The 25,044-nt window shown below is 51.6% G+C and carries 24 protein-coding genes and 1 tRNA gene; 16 read left to right on the top strand and 9 right to left on the bottom strand.

Annotated elements, in window-relative coordinates; translation table 11 throughout:
• Positions 1–11 precede the first annotated feature (11 nt).
• From G3I67_RS08600 to ychF, 8 genes are all read left to right on the top strand, one after another.
• Entirely contained in the window at positions 12–569 is a 558-nt protein-coding gene (locus G3I67_RS08600; protein WP_163654327.1) for an outer membrane lipoprotein LolB, read from the top strand.
• Positions 569–1,492: a 4-(cytidine 5'-diphospho)-2-C-methyl-D-erythritol kinase gene (gene ispE / locus G3I67_RS08595; RefSeq protein WP_163654764.1), complete on the top strand. Its 924-nt coding sequence runs from the start codon at positions 569–571 to the stop codon at positions 1,490–1,492. Before G3I67_RS08600 ends, ispE begins: the two co-directional genes overlap by 1 nt.
• A gap of 7 nt (positions 1,493–1,499) precedes the next feature.
• Positions 1,500–1,573, top strand: a tRNA-Gln gene (locus G3I67_RS08590).
• Between the two features lie 86 nt (positions 1,574–1,659).
• Entirely contained in the window at positions 1,660–2,610 is a 951-nt protein-coding gene (locus G3I67_RS08585; RefSeq protein WP_163654325.1) for a ribose-phosphate pyrophosphokinase, read from the top strand.
• Positions 2,611–2,753: 143 nt separating this feature from the next.
• Positions 2,754–3,359 carry a 50S ribosomal protein L25/general stress protein Ctc gene (locus tag G3I67_RS08580; protein WP_163654323.1) on the top strand — a complete coding sequence of 202 codons (606 nt, stop codon included), beginning with the start codon at positions 2,754–2,756 and terminating at the stop codon, positions 3,357–3,359.
• Positions 3,360–3,459: 100 nt separating this feature from the next.
• On the top strand, positions 3,460–4,062 hold the full coding sequence (gene pth / locus G3I67_RS08575; RefSeq protein ID WP_163654321.1) for an aminoacyl-tRNA hydrolase: 603 nt from the start codon (positions 3,460–3,462) through the stop codon (positions 4,060–4,062).
• Positions 4,059–4,802 (top strand): CPBP family glutamic-type intramembrane protease, encoded by a 744-nt coding sequence (locus tag G3I67_RS08570; protein WP_163654318.1) that lies wholly within the window; start codon positions 4,059–4,061, stop codon positions 4,800–4,802. Before pth ends, G3I67_RS08570 begins: the two co-directional genes overlap by 4 nt.
• Positions 4,803–4,902: 100 nt before the next feature.
• Positions 4,903–5,994, top strand: a complete 1,092-nt coding sequence (gene ychF / locus G3I67_RS08565; RefSeq protein ID WP_163654315.1) for a redox-regulated ATPase YchF — start codon at positions 4,903–4,905, stop codon at positions 5,992–5,994.
• Positions 5,995–6,006: 12 nt separating this feature from the next.
• On the opposite strand, the gene G3I67_RS08560 is transcribed toward ychF, so the two are convergent.
• Both G3I67_RS08560 and G3I67_RS08555 read right to left on the bottom strand, forming a co-directional pair.
• A complete protein-coding gene (locus tag G3I67_RS08560; RefSeq protein WP_163654762.1) occupies positions 6,007–6,810 on the bottom strand; it encodes an alpha/beta fold hydrolase in 804 nt (267 codons plus the stop codon).
• Positions 6,811–6,946: 136 nt separating this feature from the next.
• On the bottom strand, positions 6,947–9,913 hold the full coding sequence (locus G3I67_RS08555) for a S8 family serine peptidase (protein WP_163654312.1): 2,967 nt from the start codon (positions 9,911–9,913) through the stop codon (positions 6,947–6,949).
• A gap of 210 nt (positions 9,914–10,123) precedes the next feature.
• On the opposite strand from G3I67_RS08555, the gene G3I67_RS08550 reads away from it, so the two are divergent.
• The gene (locus tag G3I67_RS08550) at positions 10,124–10,561 is read left to right on the top strand and encodes a nuclear transport factor 2 family protein (RefSeq protein WP_163654309.1); all 438 of its coding nucleotides are present in this window, start codon (positions 10,124–10,126) and stop codon (positions 10,559–10,561) included.
• Between the two features lie 2 nt (positions 10,562–10,563).
• The gene (locus G3I67_RS08545) at positions 10,564–11,535 is read left to right on the top strand and encodes a Bug family tripartite tricarboxylate transporter substrate binding protein (protein ID WP_163654306.1); all 972 of its coding nucleotides are present in this window, start codon (positions 10,564–10,566) and stop codon (positions 11,533–11,535) included.
• 7 nt (positions 11,536–11,542) lie between these two features.
• Here G3I67_RS08545 and G3I67_RS08540 read toward each other — a convergent pair whose 3' ends face one another.
• Genes G3I67_RS08540 through G3I67_RS08520 form a run of 5 tightly spaced genes read right to left on the bottom strand, consistent with a single transcriptional unit; the run spans position 11,543 to position 16,088 of the window.
• The gene (locus tag G3I67_RS08540) at positions 11,543–12,334 is read right to left on the bottom strand and encodes a class II aldolase/adducin family protein (protein ID WP_163654303.1); all 792 of its coding nucleotides are present in this window, start codon (positions 12,332–12,334) and stop codon (positions 11,543–11,545) included.
• Positions 12,335–12,386: 52 nt separating this feature from the next.
• Positions 12,387–13,367 (bottom strand): Bug family tripartite tricarboxylate transporter substrate binding protein, encoded by a 981-nt coding sequence (locus tag G3I67_RS08535; protein ID WP_163654300.1) that lies wholly within the window; start codon positions 13,365–13,367, stop codon positions 12,387–12,389.
• A gap of 49 nt (positions 13,368–13,416) precedes the next feature.
• A complete protein-coding gene (locus tag G3I67_RS08530) occupies positions 13,417–14,394 on the bottom strand; it encodes a Bug family tripartite tricarboxylate transporter substrate binding protein (protein WP_163654297.1) in 978 nt (325 codons plus the stop codon).
• Between the two features lie 27 nt (positions 14,395–14,421).
• Entirely contained in the window at positions 14,422–15,315 is an 894-nt protein-coding gene (locus tag G3I67_RS08525; protein ID WP_163654294.1) for an amidohydrolase family protein, read from the bottom strand.
• 26 nt (positions 15,316–15,341) lie between these two features.
• A complete protein-coding gene (locus G3I67_RS08520; RefSeq protein WP_163654291.1) occupies positions 15,342–16,088 on the bottom strand; it encodes an IclR family transcriptional regulator in 747 nt (248 codons plus the stop codon).
• A 102-nt stretch (positions 16,089–16,190) separates the two neighbouring features.
• Here G3I67_RS08520 and G3I67_RS08515 point away from each other — a divergent pair, with 102 nt between their 5' ends.
• From G3I67_RS08515 to G3I67_RS08500, 4 genes are all read left to right on the top strand, one after another.
• Positions 16,191–16,982, top strand: coding sequence for an enoyl-CoA hydratase/isomerase family protein (locus G3I67_RS08515; RefSeq protein ID WP_163654288.1), 792 nt, complete (start codon positions 16,191–16,193; stop codon positions 16,980–16,982).
• An 88-nt stretch (positions 16,983–17,070) separates the two neighbouring features.
• On the top strand, positions 17,071–18,249 hold the full coding sequence (locus G3I67_RS08510) for an acyl-CoA dehydrogenase family protein (RefSeq protein WP_235931815.1): 1,179 nt from the start codon (positions 17,071–17,073) through the stop codon (positions 18,247–18,249).
• A gap of 21 nt (positions 18,250–18,270) precedes the next feature.
• Positions 18,271–19,491, top strand: a complete 1,221-nt coding sequence (locus tag G3I67_RS08505) for a CaiB/BaiF CoA transferase family protein (protein ID WP_163654285.1) — start codon at positions 18,271–18,273, stop codon at positions 19,489–19,491.
• Positions 19,492–19,518: 27 nt separating this feature from the next.
• A complete protein-coding gene (locus G3I67_RS08500; RefSeq protein ID WP_163654282.1) occupies positions 19,519–20,886 on the top strand; it encodes an MmgE/PrpD family protein in 1,368 nt (455 codons plus the stop codon).
• Between the two features lie 3 nt (positions 20,887–20,889).
• On the opposite strand, the gene G3I67_RS08495 is transcribed toward G3I67_RS08500, so the two are convergent.
• On the bottom strand, positions 20,890–21,318 hold the full coding sequence (locus G3I67_RS08495; RefSeq protein WP_163654280.1) for a c-type cytochrome: 429 nt from the start codon (positions 21,316–21,318) through the stop codon (positions 20,890–20,892).
• Between the two features lie 106 nt (positions 21,319–21,424).
• On the opposite strand from G3I67_RS08495, the gene G3I67_RS08490 reads away from it, so the two are divergent.
• Both G3I67_RS08490 and G3I67_RS08485 read left to right on the top strand, forming a co-directional pair.
• Positions 21,425–22,501 (top strand): malate/lactate/ureidoglycolate dehydrogenase, encoded by a 1,077-nt coding sequence (locus tag G3I67_RS08490; RefSeq protein WP_163654276.1) that lies wholly within the window; start codon positions 21,425–21,427, stop codon positions 22,499–22,501.
• 57 nt (positions 22,502–22,558) lie between these two features.
• Positions 22,559–24,235 (top strand): thiamine pyrophosphate-binding protein, encoded by a 1,677-nt coding sequence (locus tag G3I67_RS08485; protein WP_163654273.1) that lies wholly within the window; start codon positions 22,559–22,561, stop codon positions 24,233–24,235.
• Positions 24,236–24,244: 9 nt separating this feature from the next.
• On the opposite strand, the gene G3I67_RS08480 is transcribed toward G3I67_RS08485, so the two are convergent.
• The gene (locus G3I67_RS08480) at positions 24,245–25,006 is read right to left on the bottom strand and encodes an SDR family NAD(P)-dependent oxidoreductase (protein ID WP_163654270.1); all 762 of its coding nucleotides are present in this window, start codon (positions 25,004–25,006) and stop codon (positions 24,245–24,247) included.
• Positions 25,007–25,044 lie beyond the last annotated feature (38 nt).

Below are 25,044 nucleotides of genomic sequence, written 5' to 3'. Positions count from 1 at the left end.
CTTGGCGTTTTTTGCTATGGATTGCCCTGTCGATCATTGTGGCCGGTTGCGCCACGCAGCCGCCGGTTTCAACGACGATAGCCGGACCCGACTTGTCCAGGGCGGGACGTTTTGCGCTTAAGGCAGAACAGTTCGGCAAGGATCCCGAGGCGATTCAGGGTGGTTTTACCTGGAATGACAACGGTATGCGGTTAAGTCTTGATTTAACCAACCCCTTCGGGTCGGTTTTGGCAAGAGTAGTGGTCGATCGGAATGGGGCGACATTGACGCGCTCGAATGGAGAGGTGCTTCAAGCCGCCACGCCGGATGCGTTGGTTGAATTGGTGTTGGGGCAGTCTGTCCCCGTGCAAGGGTTGCGGGATTGGCTTCGCTTGAGTATGAATGAGCAGTCACTTGCCGCAATGTCACAGATATCGCGCGATTCCGAAGGTCGTGTGCAAAGCTTTGAACATCATGGCTGGCGCGTGCAGCGATCGCGCTTCGATGCTCTTGGCCCGCTGTTGCTGGTGATGAATCGCCAGGATCAAAGTAAGACGATCAGTATCCGTCTGGTCATCGACAATCCCTAATCATGCTTTACGATCTTCCCGCCCCGGCTAAATTGAACCTCTTTTTGCATGTCATTGGTCGACGTGGAGATGGCTATCATCTGCTGCAATCCGCATTCCGCTTGATCAGTCTTGCGGATAGCCTAGATATCGATTTGCGGCACGATGGCGTGATCGGACGAGAGACCGATATGCCCGGGGTGGCACATGATGATGATCTGGTCGTGCGTGCAGCCCGTCTTTTGCAGCAGTCAACGGGAAGTCATTTCGGGGCGCAGATTCATGTGCGCAAACGCATACCCGCCGGCGGTGGACTCGGCGGGGGATCAAGCGATGCTGCGACCGTATTGATTGCGTTAAATAAACTCTGGAAGACGCAATTGAACAGAACCGAGCTGATGCAGATTGGTTTGAAACTTGGTGCCGATGTCCCTTTTTTCATTTTCGGACAAAATGCGTTTGCTGAAGGGGTTGGCGAAGCCTTGCAGGCAATTGATCTTGAATCCCAGTATTTTGTGGTCGTTCAGCCTGCGCAGCAGGTTCCGACGCAAGGCATTTTCCAGGATCCTGATTTGACAAGGGATACGAAATCCGTCAGAATTATGGACTTTTCCAGAGGTTCAGGGATCGGTAGTGCTGATGGAAGCAAAGGTTTGTTTGGTCATAACGATCTGCAACCTGTTGTTCTCAAACACTACCCTGTCGTTCGGCAGGCTTTCGACTGGTGTCAACGGTCGGGATTGAATGTTCGTATGACGGGATCGGGCTCTTGTTTGTTTGCCGTTTTTTTGCAACAAGACCAGGCCGCCTTGGCTTACGAGAAAACGCTCGCTAAAATGCGTTCAGAGTTTTCTGAGGATTTAGCGGCAGGTGCGCAGTCACCCATCAAGCAGTTGTTTATCTGCGATGGATTGTCGGAACACCCGTTGCGTAATTGGTTGTAAAGCTAGTTGGGGAGTCGCCAAGCTGGTTAAGGCACCGGATTTTGATTCCGGCATGCGAAGGTTCGAATCCTTCCTCCCCAGCCCAATATGTAGAAGCTGTTGAACAACTGAGGTTCAGCAGCTTTTTTGTTCCACATCTGGTTCTACTGTCTGCGAAAGCCCCTACCATGGCCAACGATAGTTTCATGATCTTTACCGGTACAGCCAATACCCGGCTGGCCGTCGATGTGGTGAACCATCTCGATATGTCCCTGGGCAAGATGTCCGTAGGACGTTTTTCGGATGGTGAGGTTTCGGTTGAAATCAACGAAAACGTTCGCGGTAAAGACGTCTTCGTTCTGCAGCCGACCTGTGCACCCACCAACGATAACTTGATGGAAATCATGGTGATGGTTGATGCGCTGCGCCGAGCGTCTGCCGGTCGCATCACCGCTGCTATTCCTTACTTTGGTTATGCCCGTCAGGACCGTCGTCCACGCTCGGCGCGTGTGGCGATCACAGCCAAGGTGGTTGCAAACATGTTGCAGGTCGCGGGAGTTAACCGTGTTCTGACCATGGATTTGCATGCAGACCAGATTCAGGGCTTTTTCGATATTCCCGTTGATAACATCTATGCAGGTCCCATTTTGCTGGGCGATATTTGGCGCCGTAATCTGAGCAACCTGGTAGTGGTGTCCCCCGATATCGGTGGAGTGGTACGAGCCCGTGCTCTTGCAAAGCAGCTCGAGGCCGATCTGGCCATTATCGACAAGCGTCGTCCTCGCGCCAATGTTTCCGAAGTCATGAACATCATTGGTGATGTGGATGGTCGCACTTGTCTGATTATGGATGACATGGTCGATACAGCCGGAACACTTTGCAAGGCGGCGCAAGCGTTGAAAGAGCGTGGCGCCGGAGCCGTCTATGCCTACTGTACACATCCCGTTTTGTCGGGCGGCGCAGTAGAGCGTATCGAAGGCTCCGAGCTTGATGAGCTTGTTGTGACCGATACGATCCCGCTGTCCGAATCCGGTCGTGCAAGCAGCAAGATTCGTCAGTTGTCGTGCGCGGCGTTATTGGGTGAAACCATTTTGCGTATTTCAAACGCAGAATCAGTCAGCTCTCTGTTCGTCGATTAAATAATGAATGCTTTGACGGATCGGCATATGCCGGTTCGGTGTTACTAATTTGCGGGGTACTGGTCGCGGTGGCCTGCAAAACCACTAGTCGGTTTTCGACTGGTGTTTAACTCGGGTTTAACAACCCATTTTGGAGTAGTTCCATGAAATTCAATGCAACTTCACGTAGCGTTCAGGGATCGAGTGCGAGCCGCCGCCTGCGCCGTGCGAGCCTGATTCCTGCCATCGTTTACGGTGGTCAAGACAAGCCCGTCAATATCGAGCTCGATCACAACGAAATCTACCATGCCCTGCGCAAGGAAGAGTTCCACTCATCCATTCTCGATATGCAACTCGACGGTAAAAGCCATCAAGTTCTGCTTCGTTCGGTGCAGTGGCACCCATACAAGCAAATCGTCATGCACGTTGATTTCCAGCGCGTTGATGCAAACAAAGCATTGCACACCAAGGTGCCGCTGCACTTCGTGAATGCCGAGATTTCACCTGCTGTGAAACTGAGCGCAGCCATCATTTCGCATGTTCATAACGAACTCGAAATCGCTTGCTTGCCTGCGAACTTGCCCCAGTTCATCGAAGTCGATTTGTCCAAACTGGTTGGCGGTGCTTCGATTCACCTGGCCGACATCACTTTGCCCAAGGGCGTGACATATGTTTCGCACGGTGGCGATGCTAACCCTGCATTGGTTACAGCCATTGTTAAGGGCGGTGCCAAGGACGATGAGGCCGCAGCAGAAACTCCTGCAGCTTAAGTTGATTGCGATCGGTGACTTGTTCGCCGATTAGCGTTCGATTCGCACTATAGCCCCACCTTGCTTTGCGCTGGTGGGGCTTTTGCTTTCTAATCACACCATGTCATCCAACACTCCAATCAAAATGATCGTGGGTCTGGGGAATCCGGGCAACGACTATGAGCGTACGCGTCATAACGCCGGCTTTTGGTTGGTGGATGAGGTTGCGAACGATTTTCGAGCGACCTTCGCCCAAGAGAAAGCATTTTTCGGTAGTGTCGCTAAAGCGCGAGTCGGGTCTGAGCAGATCGTAATGGCTAAGCCGCAAACTTACATGAATAGATCGGGTCAGTGCGTAGGCGCTTTGGCTCGGTTTTATAAGTTGGCGCCGGAGTCGATTCTGGTGTTGCATGATGAGCTCGATTTGATGCCGGGACTTGTCAAGGTCAAGCAAGGCGGTGGCCACGCGGGTCATAATGGCTTGCGTGATATTCAATCCGCCTTGGGAAGCCCGAACTTCTGGCGTCTAAGGATTGGCATCGGCCATCCACGTACTCTGGGTTTGCAGCAAGAGGTTGCGGATTTTGTGTTGCATCAACCTCGCCGCGAAGAGCAGACGCAAATTGACGCAGCGATCACAAGATGCAGGGCGGTGATGCCATTGTTTATCGCAGGCGATATTGCCAAGGCAACAGCTCAATTACATCGCGATAATCCTGCATGAAACCTATGCGTTTTGGGGATGAGCTTAAGGATTGCCTGAGATTCATTCGTCAACCTGTTCTGAAGCGAACGCTACCGCATCCGTCACCGATTTCCGGATGGGCGGCGGACTGGGTTCCGGCAATCGACCTGAAGAGGTTATTCGCCTGGGCCGCCATGCTTTGGCTGATCAATATCGCAGCTCTGGGGCCTTTGGTGTTGGCAGTGTTTGAGCTCAGTGGCGCCAAACATCGGATCGATGTGCATAATTTGCCCTGGATACAGGCTATCGTTTGGGCGCCGATCGTTGAAGAATTATTGTTCAGGTATGGACTCAGGCATCCGATTCAGGCGATCTGGATGGTGCCCATGTTAGTGATCGTTTTGCTAAGTGGTACAAGCTGGTGGGCGAGCTCTTTGCTTGTTCTGACGGTATTGCTCAGTTTTTGGGTAAATGTGCAATCTAAGGGAGTCGGGTTGAGAGCCTGGGTCGTATTGCGACATTACCGCTCAGTGTTTAGCCATTTTTTTCATCTTGTTGCGATCGCGTTTGCCGCGATTCATCTTAAAAACTTCATTTTTACCGAAATTGAAGGATGGATGATGGTAGTGCTGGTTTTGCCTCAATGGGTGACCGGTTTGGTATTGGGCTGGATGCGGGTGACGCGTAATATCGGATCTGCCATGTTGTTGCATGGCATGTTCAACGCAGGGCCGTTGACGGTAGCCTGGCTTGCATTAACCTTGACGGGCAAAGGGTGAGCGATCTGATCGCATAGTCCGTTAAAATGGACAATTAACACGCCGAATTTTATTTTATTCTGGGTTCGGCACTCCACTTTACTTGTATTTCGGGATTCTCATGGCTCTGCAATGCGGCATCGTTGGTTTGCCCAACGTCGGCAAATCGACCCTCTTCAACGCGCTCACCAAGGCCGGCATCGCTGCCGAAAATTATCCGTTTTGCACGATCGAACCCAATGTCGGTGTGGTGGAAGTGCCCGACCCTCGTCTCGATGCGTTAGCAGAAATCGTCAAGCCCGAACGCATCCTTCACGCCACCGTCGAATTCGTCGATATCGCCGGATTGGTTGCAGGCGCAAGTAAAGGTGAAGGTCTGGGCAACCAATTTTTATCGCATATTCGCGAGACGAATGCGATCGTGAATGTGGTGCGCTGTTTTGAGGATGACAATGTCGTGCATGTCTCCGGTCGTGTGGATCCGATTGCAGATATTGAAGTGATCGAAACCGAATTGGCTCTGGCAGATTTGCAGACAGCCGAAAAGGCTTTGCTGCGCTATCAGAAGACGGCAAGATCCGGTGACAAGGATGCGCAAAAGGTTGTAGCCGTTCTTGAAAAGTGCATCGCCCAACTGAATGAAGCTAAGCCGATTCGCGCCCTGGATTTATCGTCCGAGGATATGGCACTGGTTCAGCCTTTGTGCTTTATTACAGCCAAGCCCGCGATGTATGTCGGCAACGTCAGCGACCACGGATTTAAAGATAATCCCTTGCTTGATCGTTTGACCGAGTATGCCAGCGCACGCAATGCCCCTGTTGTAGCGATCTGCGCGTCGATCGAATCCGAAATCGCCGAATTGCCGGACGAAGATAAAAAAGAATTTCTTGCCGATATGGGCATGGAAGAGCCTGGCCTGAATCGCTTGATTCGTGCCGCATTCAAGCTTCTCGGATTGCAGACTTATTTCACAGCCGGCGTTAAGGAAGTCCGTGCATGGACTATCCCGATCGGTGCGACCGGCCCACAGGCTGCCGGTGTGATTCATACCGATTTCGAACGCGGATTTATTCGAGCTCAGACCATCGCTTATCAGGATTTCATTACCTACAAAGGCGAAGCCGGTGCCAAAGAGGCAGGCAAGATGCGTGCCGAAGGTAAGGAATATGTCGTGCACGATGGGGATGTCATGAATTTCCTGTTTAACGTCTAACTAGGAAATCAATCAAGGCAATGAGGTCAGGAGGTTTCTGACCAGTCCAACGACCTCAGCCTCTTTCTCTTTGTGAGGGACATGTTTTGTGTCCTCCATAATGGCCAGTTGTGCTGCAGCTCCGGACAGTTCGGCAATCATTGCGGGGTGCTTTGTCGAGCCGTATTCATCGTTACTGCCATGAATCACTAGTGCTGGCGATTTGACTTGCGGCAATACGGCTTTGAGTGACCAATCCGAAAAATCCGGATGTAGCCATGAACCTATCCACGCATCCAGCACCCAGCGAGCTTTATCGTCATGGTATTTAGCCAGGCGATTAACCTGGGCCTCGTCTTCGAATTGCTCCTTGGCTTGCTCAATACCTGCAATCGTTCTGTCCTCGACAAACGCTTGAGCAGATTCAGTGATGAGCGCAACGCAAGCATGAGAAAAATGCGCAGCACAATGAACTGCCATTCCTCCACCCACGCTGTGACCAAAGACAATAAAACGTTCGATGCCCAAGTGTCCGATAACAGAGGCAAAATCGTTTTTGGCTTCGCTTTCTACAAAATCCCGTCCTACATTTGAGGGGTGTGGGTCGGATTTACCGAATCCGAGGCGATCATAGGCGACGACTTTTCTGCCGGTGGCTTGCGATAGGATTGCGGGAAAATTCCGCCAAAGCTCCACGCTGCCAAGCGAGTCATGCATCAACACTATGGGCGCAAGACTGAGAGAGCCTGATGGCGTCCAGGTGCGTACAAATAAACGGCCGTGTTGGCCTGTTATCCAACTGTCATGGATGTCGGAAGTTTCAGTGCTTGAGTTCATAGGTTGTGACACGTGTTTCCATGCAGTATGCGTACCATTTTTCAATCTAGGGATATATCGGCATGATATGCAGGGATGAGGGCATGTGCAATACGTATGGACCTGCCTGTTACACATTCATTGTGTGATGATTTTTCTAAAATCGATAAACCAAGCCCGCTTGTAGGGTGTTGCTTTGTGCCCCTGATCCGAATTGACCGCCGTAGCTTAGATTCACCGTTGTATTCTGTGCGACTTCGGCGCCGATGCTTAATTCGAGTACCAGCGCATTTTTGGCGATGGGGGCACCTGCCACGCTGTATGGATTCGAAAAATCAAGCTGCATGGTTGTCGATGGAGACACGGCTCCCGAGGCATTGCGCCACCCGAGCATGCCGTTAATACTGATCTGATTGGTTTTGGTTTCGAAAGTCCGATCGGCGCGTAGGCCAACTGTCGAGAATGTCACATTGTTTTGCGATGCATTGGCATTGAGCCGGACAAAATTAGTCTGCGCTTCTGAAAAGGCATTCGATCGCATCCAGAGTTGAGTCAGACCGATGAAGGGTCTGAAGTTTGTCGCACCGATGCTGTAGCTGATATCTGTTTCCACAAACAGTTGAGTGGAATTCGAATTGGTGTTGCCTGACACACGGTCATATTCAAATGGCAAATTTCTGTTGGCGCTAGTTGTATACCATGACTGACCAACTCCACCACGCAGACCGAAACGATTTCCCTGGATTCCACCGTAGGCTAGCAGGTGATAACCGGTTGTATATGAGGAGGCATCGTCATTGCTGACGCGGGTGGATGTGACGCCACCGGATAATCCGAGTCGACTATTGGGTGTCAAGGCTACATCCGAACCGATGAGCAGACCACCCATGCCGCTATTCACACCCTGAGCGACTGTGCCGCCCGATAGTTTGCCCCAGCCGCCAAGCGCCTGACCCCAAACCGCTTTGTCCGGACCGTATTCCCGGAGGGTTTGCGCCCCATCGGATAATCCCGTGCGATGAAACGCATTTTGCAATCTGTTTGTGACCGGCTGCAGAACCAGGTTGCTTTGATTGATTAATGTCGAAAGTGTACTTGCATAAATTTCTCCATTTAATCGATTCAGCGTATTACGCAGATCGTAGCGATCGGTAGTCAGCATCACTTGCGTAAAAAGCGGATGACTTGATTGAAGTTGATCCAGTGCATCGGCCATATTGTGTTGATTGCTGAGCGTGCCGAATGACCTCATGGGCTTGTCGTTGCGGGTCAGCAGATATTGCAGATCGGAAGTTGAGCCGTTTGTTGTAATCGAAAAGTTTTGATTCAATAGTATGTAGTTCGGAGTCGAAAAATTATTTTGACCAACAATTCCGTCTGTTGCGGTCAATAACGAATAGCCGGTGTTGAGTCGCATTCTAAGTGGATTCATCATGCGCAGTATGGAACCTGATTCGATCGTCGCGTTGCCTTGCACGCTGATCAAATCAGTCTTGCCCTGTCCATCGATTTCGTACTCATAAATCCCACCGGCCTGTTGCAGATAATTACCCGCGATCGTGAGTGTTCCGGGGGAATTGCCCGGTGCGATTGTTCCGGCTACTGTTGTCGGCCCCACCGTGCCCGATCCGGTTAATGTTCCTTCGCGAAAAACCGTTACGGTTGATGAAGAGATGGATCCGGTTACCTGGAGCGTTCCGGCGTAAATGCCTGTTGCGCCAGTGTAGGTGCTTGCACCGCTCATGATCAGTCGGCCGGCGCCGCGTTTATCCAGTCCGGCTGTGCCGGAAATGTTGTTGCCGAACGTCGAGCTGAATTCTGCCGTGACATTCGCATCGAAGGTTTCTTCGAAAATTCCGGGACCTTTGATCGCGCGACCGACATCGAGTAGTCCGCGTCCCCAGATCTCGCTGGGATTTTCCGCAGTGGTGCCGGTTGTCAAAATTGTTGTGGCCAGATTCTTGTTTGTCATCCACGGGAACACTTCGGAAACCAAAGCTACCGCGCCCGCCACAAGCGGAGAGGCATATGACGTTCCATTGCCGAAACTATATCCATCGGTTGTTGGTGCAGTTGCGCCCTTGATTCCTTTATCTTTGATGGCGATATCGTCAGGAACGCCATTTAGCCCACCCGGGGCGCTAATGCAGTACAGCTTAGCCGCACCGCAGTAGTTGGTGTAGTAATCGCCATCATCGGCCGGAGCCGTCAAGTCAGGACGTGTCTGCGCCATTTCGATTTGATTTGTGCTTGGGTTGACGCCTCTGACTGTTGTAGCCGCAACCACAATCCAACCCCCTTTTTGACGGACACTTTCATCAACGCTGGGCAATGTTGCAGGTGGCCCGGGCCAGCCGACACTATCGTTGCCGGCCGCAAAAACAATCACCGCACCTTTATCTTGAGCATACTTCAGTGCATTGATCGTGTTTGGTCCATCAGCGATATTTTTTTGAGCTCTTGCCTCCATCGATATGTTCCATGAGGCACTTTCTCCCCAGCTATTGTTAATGACTTTGGGGCGCTGATCGGCAACGAAACGGATTGCTTGGGCAAACTGTTCGTCCGACAGTCCTTGCTGCGTGATCACGCCATTGACTTCTTTGTGAAAATAGACGGTTCCCAAGGCGATGTTAGCGTTGTACGCCACGCCGATCATGTCGCGTGTGCCAGTGGGTCGACCGGCGGCGATGCTGGAAACAAATGTCCCGTGACCTTCGGTTGCAGAGTAGTCCGTTTTCAGGTCGGTCAACAAGTTCAGGTTGTTTGCGGAACGCGACACGTAGTAGGGCGTCCAATTATCGACATCAAGTTGGCTATCCGTTCTTCGCCAACCTATGCCCGACATGATTGACCCATTAAATGAAGCATGATTTGGGGTGATGCCCGAGTCGATGATGCCGATCAGTATCTTTGAGCCGGTTATGCCTTGCTGATAGGCTGGCAAGGCGTTGATCGTGGCAAGAGCGGGCTGATTCGAGTAATCGGTGCTGTAGATGAATTGCGCTTGAGAAAGATTGTGTATGGCGAAAGCTAAGAATGCACCGATCAGGAGCGACGGTACCCGAATGGAACGACTAGCCTGAATGTTTTTTTCGGACTGTAAGATTTTGCCGATGGTCATCTTTGCCTGAATTTAAGTCTTCACTTCGATAATTATCCAGTAAAGAGGTAAAGAATAATTTGATATGAGTCAACAGCTGAAATGAATGCGTACACCTCTCAATGTGTTGTAGTGCAAAGGGTTGTTTTGAACTACCATTAGTCGCTAAGACCAGTTCGCATTAGTCTTGTGAAAAGCATCTTAAATAACAATAATCGCCTGGAGACTTCAATGATTCGCATGATCAGATTGTGTTGTTTGGTATTTTTGCTGGGATTGGGTGCAAATGCTTATGCCCAGCAGAATGAAGCCGGCGTAGTCAAAGCGCAAGAAGCACTGAATGCTGCGATCAAAGCGGCAAATGCCCAGCAGCTGGATAAGCTAACCATTCCTGAATTGACCTACGGCCATTCGAATGGGCGACTCGAGACAAAGACTCAATTTATCGATGCGTTAGTGCAAAAGAAGTCGGTATTCAAAACGCTGGATATTTCCAAACAGACCATCCATATGCAGGGCGATACTGCAGTTGTCAGGAATCATGTGTCGGCCGATACAGATCCGGGAGCAAAGGGCACGATCGTTCATGTAGAGATCGATGTGGTTTATGTCTGGCGATATCTTGCCGGCGAATGGAAGTTGATAGCCCGCCAGGCATATAAACTCTGAAAATGAAATTAATCGCATGGCTGACCGCCGTCCTGGTCTGTGTTGCCAATAGTGCTTCGGCGCAAGACTCGGCAAATAATTATCCTAACAAGACAGTTCGAATCGTGGTGGGTTATCAGGCTGGTGGCCCGACGGATCTGACTGCACGCTTGATTGCATCCAAACTCCAATCTGCGATGGGTCAAGCTTTCATTGTCGATAATAAACCCGGTGCTAGCTCGAATCGGGCCTCGGAAATTGTCGCCGCAAGCCCTCCGGATGGTTACACCTTAATGGTTGCGGCATCGCAATTGATATCAAGCAGCGTGTTTTTTAAAGATATCAAATTTGATGCTCAAAAAAGTTTCGAACCGATTACCGAAATCATGACATCCCCCGCGGTTCTGGTGGTCGGGCCAAGCTTGCAGGTCAAGACTGTCGATGAGTTGATCCGTCTGGCTAAAAGCAAGCCAGGACAGTTAAGTTTCGCCTCGACCGGAAGTGCGAGTGTGCCTCATATTTCGGCAGAGTTGTTTCAGACTCGTGCGCAAGTTCAATTGCTGCATGTTCCGTATAAGGGCGGTGGTTTAGCGTTAAATGATTTGCTGGGTGGCCAGGTAGACATATTCTTTATGACGGCATTGACTGCGATTCCGCATATTCAATCCGGTAAAGTGCGCCCCTTGGCGGTGACGTCTGTGCAGCGTTTGCCACAACTGCCAGCGATCCCCACCATGGATGAAGCCGGCCTAAACAATCTCGAGTTGGCGACCTGGAATGGGTTGTTCGCTCCGGCAGGCACACCCAAGCCTGTTATAGAAAAACTTTATCGTGAAGTGGCAAAAATCCTGAAGGATCCGGATGTACGTAAAACATTCGATGATCAGGCCGCTATCATCGTTGGCAGTACGCCTGCTGAATTTGCTGCCCACATCGAAAGCGAGATCCGACGCGTGACAGCCTTGAGCAAGACAATGAAGATCGACCTGAATTAACGCCGGGCTAATTCTTGTATGAAGGGTCGGTGCGATCCAGCTTGCGAAGCAGGGCCGGCCATTCCATGACGCCAAAAGGCCGGCGTGTTCCTGGTTGGTAGTTGTTCCAGGTTTCTTCAAGAACTTTTTGGGGTACCTTGCTTAATGGGCTGTTACACGCCATGGAGGCGAGTTGCGCGTAGCAAGATAATTCGAGACGATGCATCCAGTTGAAAGCTTCGGCAATCGTCGATCCCGTTGTCAATGCACCATGGTTTCTCAAAATGAGCACGTTATTCATTCCGAGGTCATTGACCAATGATACTTTCTCGGAATCATTCAATACAACGCCTTGATAGTCGTGATAAGCAACTTTCAGGAATCGCATTGCGGTTTGCGTTAAAGGCAATATTCCGCACTCCAGGGAAGAAACAGCCATCGATGCCCAGCTGTGGGTGTGAAGAACGCAGCCTACATCGTGTCGCGCTTCGTGGATCGCGCTATGGATGACTGCACCGGCGCGATTCACGCCATACCCCAGATCGCCGAAATCAGGACCACCGACGATGTTTCCCTGGAAATCGGATTTCAAAAGGCTTGATGCCGTGATTTCTTCATACATCATGCCATAAGGATTGATCAGAAATACGCCATCTTCTCCGGGGATACGGGCGGAGATATGGTTCGCAATCATGTCGGACAAGCCATACATGTCGACCAGTCTGTAGCATGCGGCAAGGTTCACACGGGCTTGCCATTCGGCATCGGACACTTTGCCTTTAAGTGAAGGAATTTGTAAATAACCGTCTTTCGCTTCCATTTTTATCACCAGTAAGATCGTGGGTTGTTCGGTTTTATTTGACTGAATTTGATTATTCGGGTTTTAACGTGCCGCGTTGAAGCAGAGCCTCGGCTTTAGCATCCTCACGCATCAGAAAGTCGCGATATTGCGCAGTGGTCATCGGCGATGGTTCGGAACCTAAACCTAGCAACCGGTTTTGTACATCCTTGTTTGCAAGGGATTGATTCAAGGCGGCATTCAATTTTTCTATGACAGGCGCGGGTGTGTTTGCGGGAGCAAGAAAGCCCGATGCTGTCGCCACATCAAAACCCTTGAAACCGGATTCATCAAGCGTCGGAACATCAGGCAGATCGACCGAGCGTTTTGGTACCGTCATTGCGAGTGCTTTTAGTTTGCCGCCGCGTAAGTGATTTAACGAGCTTGGCAGTTGATCCACCACTGCGTCGATCTGGCCGCCCAATAAATCCGAAAGCGCGGGAGCAGATCCCTTATATGGGATCACATTCAACTTGATGCCGGCAGCTTCTTCGAACAGCAGAATCGCAACGTGATTAGTTGTACCGTTTCCGGAGTGGCCAACCGTTACTTTTCCGGGATTCGCTTTTGCATACTTGATGAAGTCGTCAAGGTTCTTAAATTTACTTGTTGCTAATACTTCAATCACGCAAGGAGTGATTCCGATCATCCCAACGGGTGTGAATTCGCCTGGTTCGAATGGGCGCTTACCCGGTTGAAGTCGGGGCGTGACGGTAAAGCTACCGTTGGCGGTCGTCACAAGCGTATATCCATCAGGATTGGCTCGGGCAATGGCTTGGTGACCAATTGCACCACCTGCGCCTGCCTTGTTTTCGATAATGATCGATTGTCCAAGAATCTTAGACATTTCAGGCGTCACAATTCTGGCGCTGACATCCAGGTTACCGCCGGGGGCGAACGGGACGACGATCGTGATGGGTTTGTTTGGATAGTCGGCCTGCGCTTGTGCGCCCCAGGGTATCAACGCAAATGGACTGAGTATGAGACTGAAAAGGGCTTTTTTAAGTTTGTTCATGCTTGTCTCCGTTTTGATGGTTTAGTTTTCTTGGGTATGTTTTGAATGCCTATTCGCTACTCTTTATTCCGCGCGATTTAGCCAATGCTTGCCACTGATTCAATTCGCGATCAAGGTAAGATGCGAACTCTTTCACATCCATGTTTGAGGGAGATACGGCTTCCTTCGCGAATAGCTCACGCATTTTGGGTGTGGCTGAAACCTCGCGAATGGCACGGTTTAGCTCTTGCGCCATCGCAATCGGCATGTCCGCCGGCCCGTAGACTCCGAACCAGACGTCGACTTGATAGCCCGGCAAGTCCTGGGCAATAGTGGGTAAATCCGGGAAGAATGGCGAGGGCTCTGCGGATGTGACTGCCAACGGTCGAATCTGTTTGCCTTTCAATGCACCACCAATCGATGCCGGAGCCGTGATCATTGCTTCAACCCTGCCGCCGATCATGTCGGTAAGAACACCGGTAATGCCTTTGTATGGAATGTGATTCATGTTTACGTTGGCCATCGAATTGAATAGCTCCGCACCCATTTGTCCGATCGATCCAATACCCGCGGATCCATAGTTGATCTGCTGCTTTTTACCGGCTGCAATCAATTCTTTGACGTTTTTGAAAGGCGTGTCGTTGCCGACCACAAGCAGCATTGCTCCTTGCGCAACGACCGCGATCGGCGTAAATGATTTTCTGGGGTAGAAAGGAAGCTTTTCTTCTACTGCTGCACGAGTCACAAAGGAGTTTGAACTGAATAGCAACGTTGCGCCATTCGGCTTGGCTCTCGCCACTTCGGCCGATCCGATGATTCCGCCGGCTCCGGGTTTGTTTTCCACAATCATGGTCACGCCAAGCTTTGCGGAAAGCTGCTCGCTGAGCGCGCGTGCGAATACATCGTTGCTCGCGCCGGGCGTGAAGGGCACGATCATTTTGATGACGGACGGAAGACCTTGAGGTTGTGCCTGCGTCAATCCGGACAGCAGGCAGCAGGATGCCACCAAGCCGAGACCGATATGTTTTAAGAATTTTCCCGCTTGCATGTCTACTCCGTATTTGATACTGATTTTTTAAAAGCCGTAAAGTTGAGCCGGATTCTTAACTAGAATCTTTTCAATGATGTCCTGGTCTTTAGTCCACTTTGCCAGCAAGTCGAGCAGATAACCCGGATCGGGAATGTCACGGCTCATGTTGATATGAGGCCAGTCACTCCCCCAGAGCAAACGATCCGGATTTGCCTCGACCAACTTGTCGTGAAACGGCTTGACGTCGGGATAATCGGGGTAAAGCGTCGAGCATCGATAAGGTGTCAGTTTGACCCAGAGATATCCCTCTTTCACCAGTTGGCATAATTGCTGGAAGTGTTTGTTTTCTACGCCAACCGTCGCCTCAAGCCTTGCGATATGATCGACGACAAGGGGGATGCCGGCCGTGCGGATCATGGGTTCAAGTTCAGGTAACTGCTCCAAGCCAATCCAGAGCTGAACATGCATGCCAAGTTCGCGCAACGTGGGTAGCAAACCAGTCATTTCGGAAACGTCCACAGTATTTTTGTATCGTGGTGTCCCATCCGGGTTTAGTAGTCTGGAAAACCTCAGCCCCCTGATCCCTTTTTTATATAAATCGATTAACTCCGGTTTGGTGATGGATCCCTTGACCACTGCGACACCGCGCAATCTATCCGGGTGCTGCGCAATCGCATTGAGCATCGCACTGTTGTCCATACCGTGTGCAGAGGCCTGAACCAGTACGCCTCGATCCATGCCGATGGTATCGAGCATGGCAAGATACGTGCCCACGGGTGCCTGCGGAGGCCCGTATGTTCGATCGGGCGCCAATGGAAACTGATCGTAAGGACCGAAGACATGGCAGTGACAGTCGCATGAACCGGGTGGAGCTTTGAATGCCGGTTGCGTAGCGGGTGGGGGCGGTAATTTCGTGTTGTCGATGTAGTTATGGTTCATGTTGATTTGATGAGGTGTCAGCGTGGTTAGTCCGGAAATACGACTTTTTCCAGATGTTTGTATGGCGGTTCAAACCCCGTCGGGTCACCACCAAGTTTTTTTGTCATTCCCTTTGCTGCTTGCATAACGAGTGGTAAGAACTCTTCGAATACCTCCCGATTGAATCTGAATAGGGGTAAACCAAGCGAAATACTGCAAATTAATTGTTGTCGCACACCGAAGACGGGGCAGGCTATAGCCGCTGTTTCGGAAAGCCGCTCGGATAGTGATACCGCGTAGTGCGACTCCCGGATGATGTCGAACTTTTTACCTTTTTCGCCGGAAAAAGCAAGCAACACTTTACCTGCCGCGCCCTTGTCCAGCTCGATTCGCTCGCCTTCGCGAACGGACATGCGAACGGATCGTGGTTGTGACATGCGATGTAGACATACACGATCGTTTCCGTCGCGGATATATATCGCCGCCGTTTCTTTCGTGGTTCGCACGAGCTCTCGCAGCACGGGTGCAGCGTAGTCCCAGATTCTGAATGAATCTTGGTAGAGCATCCCTAAATAGAATGGCGTCGACCCGAGCATGAACCGTCCATCCTCCAGTCGGTTCAGGAAGCCGTAATTCTCAAGCGACTCGCATATGCGCAGAATCGTACTGTGATAAAGACCTGTGGCCGTCGCCAATTCCGCCAAAGTGAGTCCTTCGACGCTGTCTTCGAATGCCATCAGGATAGACAGGGCACGATTGACGGCTGCGACGCCGGGTTCTTTTTCAGGAGCCATTCGACACTCTTTTCATAAATTCGCTAGAATAGACATCAATTCTATTTTAAACATGAAAGCGATATTAATCGCAAAATCAAACGAAAAACAAAAAACGGAGAAATGATGACTGACCAGCTCGTATTTGACGTGCATGACAAAATCGCGACCATTCGGCTCAATCGTCCCGATAAGTACAATGCGTTTACCGCCGAAATGCTGACTGCATGGGCCAGCGCGCTTGAAGAATCCCAGGCTCGTGAAGATGTCAATGTCATCGTCTTGACTGGTACGGGCAAAGGATTTTGTTCGGGCGGTGATGTCGGCAACATGAAGAACCGATCAGAAGATAGCGCCTACAGTCGGAAAATGTTTCTGGCGGATTATGTTCACCGTATTCCATTAACGCTCGAAAAAATGGATAAGCCTGTCATTGTGGCCGTCAATGGTGTGGCTACCGGGGCCGGAATGGATATGGCGTTGATGGGCGATATTCGAATCGCGGCACGCAGCGCGCGATTTGCCGAAACGTACGTCAAGGTCGGTCTATTTGCGGGCGATGGCGGCACCTGGTATTTGCCCAGGCTTGTCGGAATGCCTAAGGCGCTTGAGTTGTTCTGGACAGCTCGGTTCGTCGAGTCCGATGAAGCCGAGCGACTCGGTATCGTGAATAAAGTCGTTGATGATGATCAATTGATGCCAAGCGCCTATGAGATGGCAGGTCAAATCAGTGCGCAACCACAGCTGGCTGTTCGCATGATGAAGCGCACCGCACGCGCGAGCGCTTCGATGGACTTGCGCGCGCATTTAGAGATGGCCTCATCGCATATGGCTGCAATGTATTCGACCGAAGACCACAAAGAGGCGGTCACAGCCTTTCGCGATAAGCGACCTGCGGTATTTAAGAATCGCTAACAGAACGGATCGAATGCATCGAACGAATCGATTGCATCGTTGGCATGTACGGAATTTTCATTTTTGAAATTAGTAAGGCGGACATATCATGGATTTGCAGAATACATTGGATGGAATGGACGAAGAGTCGCGCATGGTGGTGGACTTGGTTGCCAAGTTTGTGGATCAGGAGTTGATGCCACTTGAGCAGGCAGTGCTTGACCGAGAGATCAAAGGACAACACCTCGCATTGACCAAGGATGAAGAAGCGATGCTCAATGCCAAGTGCAAAGAACTTGGCTTATGGGCGCTGGATGCTCCGGAGGAAATGGGAGGCGCAGGACTGTCAAATGTGACACTCATGGCCTTGAACGAAGAAATCGGTCGTACGGTGACTCCCTTCACGTTTCCACCTGATTCGCCCAACTTGCATATGTTGATGGCAACTGTCACCGAAGAGCAGAGAAAAAAATACCTCGAGCCTTATGCAGCCGGGACGGCCAAGTCGGCGATCGCCATCTCCGAACCGAATGCGGGTGGAGATCCCTCAGGCATGATCACACGGGCCGAATTGGACGGTGACGAATGGGTGATCAACGGAAGAAAAATCTGGGTGAGCCGGATGTCTTCGGCTGATTTCACTGTTGTGATGGCGCGTGTCGGTGGCGGCAAAGGGCATGAAGGCATCTCGGCGTTTCTGGTTGATCGCGGCACGCCCGGTTTCAATGTCTTGCGTGAGATCCCCATGCTAGCCGGACATCGTACCTATGAGATCGCTTTTGAAGATTGTCGAATTCCCGCCGCCAATCTTTTGGGTAAAGTAGGCGAGGGTTTTGCACCCATGCAATTGCGGTTAAATGTGCGTCGCCTGCAGATCGGCGCATGGTGTTTGGGCATGTGCCGTCGCGCGCTTGAAATGATGGGCTCCCATGCCAAGCAACGAAAAACGTTCGGCATGTTGTTGTCCGATCGTCAGGCTATCCAGTGGTGGATTGCGGATGCGGCGATCAAGATGCATGCTTGTCGGCTGATGGTGCTGGATGCCGCAAGAAAACAGGATGCGGGGATGGATATTCGCACCGAAGCATCGATGATAAAAGTGTACGCAACCGAAATGGCGAGTGAAATCATAGATCACGCCATGCAGACATTCGGTGCGATGGGCGTGACCAAGGAGTTGCCCTTGCACTTGATGGCTCAGCGCGTTCGCGTCATGCGTGTCTACGAAGGTCCCACTGAAGTGCATCGGATGTCTTTGGCGAAAAAAATTCTCAAAGGCATTCGGTAAGCGGTGATCATGGAGCAAGCAATGTCGATTACAACTGATTCCACGACCGAAAACATGCCGCTTGCAGGTTTAAAAGTCATTGATCTCACCCAGATTTACCAAGGCCCTTACGCCACATTCCTGATGGCAAAAGCCGGTGCGGATGTCATTAAGATCGAACCGATTTTGGGCGAGCCTACCCGCATTCGCGCAAAGGTGAATGGTGGCGCTTCGTTGCCGATGGCAATGCTTAATGTCAATAAGAAGGGAATCACACTCAATTTGAAATCTCCGCGCGGTAAAGAGATTTTCAAGAAATTGATCGCCAAGGCGGATGTGTTGATTGAAAATTTTGCTCCAGGAGTGATGGACCGGCTTGGCTTGGGATGGGACCTGTTGCACCAGATTAATCCGAAGCTTGTTTATGGCACTGGCACAGGTTACGGATTGTCCGGGCCCGATCGGGATAATCTGGCGATGGATGTGACGATTCAGGCATCATCGGGCATTATGAGCGTTACAGGCATGGCGGATGGTCCACCCATGCGTTCGGGCGCCTCGCTGGTTGATTTTTTGAGTGGCGTGCATTTGTATGCCGGCATCATGACCGCATTGTTCGAAAGAACGCGCACCAATAAAGGTCGACTTGTTGAAGTGTCGATGCAAGAAACCGCCTATCCGACACTAGCATCCAATATCGGCTTGTTGTACAGAAACGATGGCGCAGTGCCTCCCCGCGTGGGCAACCGGCATGGTGGTTTGGCTCTAGCTCCATATAGTGTCTACGAGGCAAAAGACGGACATATTGCGATCGTTTGCGCGACAGAGCGTCATTGGCAAAACATTCTGGCGGCGATGGGGCGCGAGGATCTCGTTGACGACGAGCGATTTTCGACTAACAAAGCCAGAGTTGCAGAAATAGAGCGTACAGATCGATTCGTGGAAGACTGGACGCGAACGCTCACAAGGGACGAGCTCTTCGCATTAAGCGGCAAGCATAGTTTTCCAGCTGCTCCCGTTCGCAGCTTGCCCGAGGTGATGAACGATCCGCATATGCATGCGCGTGGTCAACTGGAGTGGTTCGAGGACGACGAGCTGGGACGTGTCGTGCTTGCGGCGAGTCCGATCATCATTCATGGTGCCGATCGAGTCAAAACGGTTTCCAGTCCGAAGCTCGGACAGCATAACCAACAAGTTTATGGCGAATGGCTCGGACTGAACGAAAAGGATCTTGTCGAGCTCAAGAGCGAAGGCGTGATTTAATCCATTCAAATTTATAAAGAGACAAGTATGGAATCCATTATTCAGCGATTTGCGGATTATTTTTGTAGCGTGAAATTCGACGACCTGCCCGCCGAGGTCGTGCATAAAGCGAAAATGCTGACGATTGATTTGATAGGCGTCGCGCTACCCGGCACCAGGATGGACTTTCCCCAAATCGCGATCGACTATTTATCGAGTCTCGAAGGGGTCAGGCAATCCACGATATTCGGTGTCCGTGAGAAAGTTCCGGCGCTGCATGCGGCTCTGGTCAATGGCATCAGCAGCCATGCCCTGGATATGGATGATGGTTATCGTTATGGCGGAGTGCATGCGGGTGTTGCGGTCATTCCTGCCGCTCTTGCATTGGGAGAGGCCAAAAATCTCGACGGTAAACGATTCCTGCTTGCGATGGTCATGGGTTATGAAATCATCAATCGCATATCGAAGGCGATGAATCCATCACATTTAGGACGTGGTTTTCATACCACCGGAACAATTGGTTCGCTGGGTGCCGCTGCGGCTTGCGCGGTGATACTGGGACTGGATAACCGACAGATGGCGCATGCGATCGGCATGTCGGCTTTGCAATCGGCGGGATTGCTTCAGATTTTGACGGATGGCGCAATGGTGAAGCCTTTGCATCCGGGTAAAGCCGCGATGGCGGGTGTCCTGTCGGCCGAGTTTGCGCTGCGCGGCGCGAAAGGGCCAGTCATTGCGCTTGAAGGCCAGAAAGGGTTGTTCAAGGCGATGGCTGATGAGGTAAATGTCGATCATTTGTTCGATGGACTTGGAACCGAGTTTTATATTTCAGGTCAGTACATCAAGTTTCATGCGGCGTGCCGGCACATTCACCCGACAATAGATGGCCTTCTGTCTGTGATGCGTGATAGACAGTTGAAGTTTCAGGATTTGGATTCGATCGATATCACTACGTATCCTGTTGCGGTCAGTTTTTGCGGATCAAAAGATTTACCTGATACGCCCGAAGGTGCGAAATTCAGCCTGGCATTTTCAAGCGCGATGGCTGCCTACTTTGGCGATGCCGGAGAGTCTCGCTATACCCAGGCTACGGTGATGAACGAAGAGATTCGCTCGCTTGCCGCTCGAGTCACATCGGGCACGAGCGAGCGTTGGGAAAAAGCCTATCCTCGCGAACGCGGAGCGGGGTTGAAAATCCGGACTCGCAAGGGCGAGATTTTGACAATCGACGTGCCACTACCTAATGGCGAGCCGGAAAATCCCGCATCTGATGAGGACTTCATCCGCAAATTCAAGCAAAACGTCACCGATCTGAATCCGGATGCCGTCCAGAAATTGCTAGACGTTATCCAGCATCTTGAACAGCATTCGCTAGCTGACTTAACTCAAGCGGTGACAACGGCATTGAATGCCTGATGATTACTGTTTGCCCCGATTGAGTTCTTTCAGGCGGGCTTGCTCTTCTTCGCGAATTTTCATCATCATGGCGGGGTCGGGGTCCTGCCATGAGCCACCGGCAGCTCGAGCCATGTATGCAACGGCTCGAGCAAATTCTTCTTGCGACAAATCCGGCTTGCCGCCTTTTGGGGGCATTTTTCTCACTCCAACCCATGCGTGACCGGTCAGAACCGCCTGACCTTCTTCAATCAATGGTGCCCAGGCTTCCTTGTCCCCGAATTTAGGCGCATTGTCCTGACCCTGAGCGTGACACTGCAGGCAGACACTTTGATACACCTGCTCCCCGCTTTTCAATGCAGGGGGAGTGGACTGGGCATGGCTATTCATTGTCAGCAAAGCTGTGGTGGAGGAGAAAACGAATAGTTTGAGTGATCGGAAAAGACTTTTCATTTAGGTTGAAACATTAAAAGTAAACAACCTCAAAGTACCACAATCTCAAAGTAAACTCACTGGCTGTGACTATGTCAAAATTGAAACAATAAATTCGGAGACATGCATGGCTCAGATGTATCGCATTAATGCTGACCGCTTGCGCGCAGCGGTTCGTTATCTTGTTAGTGGATTTGGTAGTCAGGAAAGAGAAATCGAACTTGTGACCGAGAATCTGGTGCAGGCTAACCTGACCGGGCATGATTCGCATGGTGTGGGCATGCTACCCCGTTATGCGGAAGCCTTTCTAGAAGGGGGGCTTAAGGCAAACGCCCACATTGCGACCAAGATGGATAGTGGAGCCATGCTCAGTCTGGATGGCCAGGCTGGTTTTGGTCAGGTGATCGGCCATGAGGCGATGGAGTTAGGCATATCCAGAGCAAAAGAACATGGCAGCTGCGTGATGGCGCTGGGTAATTCGCATCATTTATGCCGTATTGGTGCATGGGCGGAAATGGCTGTGGCGCAAAACCTGATTTCGATCCATTTCGTCAATGCCTATTCGCGGCCGATCGTTGCGCCTTTTGGTGGTGGTGATGCCCGGTTTGGCACCAACCCATTTTCGGTTGGTATTCCGGTTGCAGGCAAAGAGCCGATATTGCTTGATTTTGCGACCAGTGTGATCGCACAAGGCAAAACACGCGTGGCGCATAACAAGCGCGAGCAGTTGCCGCCTGGCATGCTGATCGATGACAAAGGACACCCGACAACCGATCCGATTTACGGGGTTAAACCACCCTATGGTGCTTTGTGCACATTTGGTGGACACAAAGGATTTGGCCTGGCTTTAGTTTGCGAATTGTTGGGCGGTGCGCTGGCTGGTGGCCTGACGACCTCGACGCCTGCCGATGGCAAGAAGCGCATTCTTAATGGCATGTTGACTATCATCATTGATCCGGCCAAATTGTCCGATATGAGCTTGTTTGGTGGCGAGATGAACGCCTTCATCGACTGGGTGAAAGCTTCACCCCCTGCGCCTGGCATTGATCACGTCCGGGTGGCGGGCGAACCTGAGCGGGAGTATCGCGCAGAGCGATTGGCCAACGGTGTGCCGGTAGACGAGAATACCTGGCAGGATATGTTGACCGCAGCGCAAAAGCTGGGCGTGGATGCTGCCGAAGTCCGACGACTGGCAGGCATATAGTCGGTATTTTGGCAAAGCATCAAATTTATAAACAAAATCAATAAAACAGGGGCAAAAATGGCAATTCAAAAAATGACGGGTCGCGAGGCATTCATCAAGCTATTGCTCGATGAAGGCATTACTCATCTGTTTGGCAATCCAGGTACGACTGAACTGGCAATCATGGAAGTGGTGCCGCAATTTCCTGAGCTGAAATACGTTTTAGGGCTGCAAGAGTCTATCGTTGTCGGTATGGCTGACGGTTACGCTCGTGCCTCCAACAAAATGGCGGCCGTGAATCTACATTGCGCACCGGGATTGGGTCACGCCATGGGTGCGATTTATAGCGCCAAGTTTTCGGGATCCCCCTTGTTGATCACGGCGGGTCAGTATGAAGTTGGTTATGGATTGCAAGAGCCGCTTCTGTACGATGATCTCGTGACAATTGCCAAACCCTTGGTGAAATGGTCATTCGAGGTCACGCGCATTGAAGACTTGCCGCGTGTTGTGCGTCGCGCCGCAAAAATCGCGATGACGCCTCCTATGGGGCCTGTTTTCATCAGCCTGCCTGGATCTGTTCTGGACGAAGAAGCTGAAATCGATTTCGGTTTTCCGACCCGTATCGATGCCGCGACTCGTCCGAGCGATGAAACGTTGAAGATTTTGGCCAACCGTTTATTGCAAGCGAAGCATCCTGTCATGATCGCCGGTCGTGAAATTGCAAATGCGGATGCCTTTGCAGAGGCGACCGAATTGGCTGAATTGCTGGGTGCAGCGGTTTATCAGGAGTCTGTTCCTTACAATGCGCGCTATCCCGTGACACATCCCACATGTATGGGTGATTTGACGCGCAATCAGAAAAAAATCCGCCAGACGCTTGAACAGTATGATTTCATGCTGTGTCTGGGAGCCGACTTGTTGCGCATGTCACCCAAGAGCGATGTCGAGCCCCTGCCTCCCGGCATGTCCGTGATGCATATTTCGGAGCGAGAGTGGGAGCTTGGCAAGAACTATTCGACTGAATATGCCGTGCGAGCCGATGTCAAAGAAACGTTGCGAGCCTTATTGCCTATATTGCGTGCTGCTCGTAATGGGCAATACCAGGATCAGGCGACCAAGCGCATTCAGGATTTGAGCACGCGTAACTGGTCGGCAAACTGCGCGAAATTACGCGCCGATGTTCAGGCGGCAGCTGCAGCTCAGCCGATTGATCAACGCTATCTCGTAAAGCAGCTGGTGGATGTGTTGCCTGCAAACGCGATTGTCGTCGATGAAACCTTGACAGCAGCCCCCGCAATCGCCGGCATGTTGCCCGCACAAGATCCCAATGCCTACTATGGCCTGTCAAGCGGTGGTTTGGGGTTTGGTATGCCCGGCGCTGTGGGCGTGAGCCTCGCGCAACCCGATAGACCTGTCGTGGCTACGATCGGGGACGGTAGTTCCATGTATGGCATACAGGCTTTGTGGACGGCGGCGCATCTTAAATTGCCGATCACCTATGTGATCATCAATAATCGAAGCTATCGCATCATCAAAGAGCGTTTATTGGCGATGCGCGGAACCGATGCGTTCGTTGCGATGGATATGAACGATCCCGCGATCGATTTCGTCGGTGTCGCCAAAGGGTTGGGCATGGATGCGCATTGTGTGACGGATCCTTCCGACTTGAGCCGAGTGTTGCAAGCCGCCATCGCAAGCGGCAAACCCACTTTGGTCGAGGTGATCGTAGCGGACGGATTTGCCGAAAAGGCCTAATGCTGGCGCTTATCGCAGCAATGTGCCGCCATTCACATCCATAATGGCGCCCGCAACAAAACCCGCACCCGGAGAACATAAGTACGTCAGCATGCTTGCGATTTCTTCGGGTTGCCCCATTCGCTTCATGGGGTATTTGCTGACATCGTAGCCACCCGTTGCAGTCATCCCGGTTTCGATCGGGCCGGGAGCCACGCCATTGACTGTCACATTGTGCGGCGTCGCGCGCTGAGCCAGCCAGCGAACGAGTGCATGGACACCGCCTTTGGATGCGGCGTAGTGCGGTCCGGCGCGAAGCCCGCCCGCCCAGCCCGCGATCGATCCGCATAAAGCGATCCTGCCATATTTCCTCTCGATCATGCCTGGCATGACCGCCCGGGCCAAATTGATCGGCCCGAGGACATTGACTTGAATGACTTTCTGGAAAGCTGTTTCATTCCAGTCAGGCGACATCCAGTCGTCATCGTAAGGACAGACTCCGGCGGTATCCGCCAGCGCGGTAAATGGACCGTGACGTTTAACCATGGCCTCGACAGCATCGCGTTTTGTGACATCACAACGCTCGGTAGCCACCACACCTTTGATTTGATTGGCGATCTCGTCAAGACGGGATGATTCTACAAAGTCGCTCAGGACGATGGTTGCGCCAAGCTGGCCGCAAAGTTTTGCCGTGGCCTGTCCGATTCCACCCGCGGCTCCCGTGATCAGCATCCTGGTGCCGGACATGTCAAATGCCGCGACTGATTGGGTATTCGGTGATGATTGAGACATGTTCCGGGCTTCCAGGGTTGTATCTAAAATGGCAGAAA

The organism is Sheuella amnicola, from assembly GCF_010499255.1.
In the GTDB taxonomy this organism is placed as follows: Bacteria; Pseudomonadota; Gammaproteobacteria; order Burkholderiales; family Burkholderiaceae_B; genus Zwartia; species Zwartia amnicola.
The sequence above is the reverse complement of the archived record's forward strand: the minus strand, read 5'-3'. Positions and strand labels throughout refer to the sequence as shown.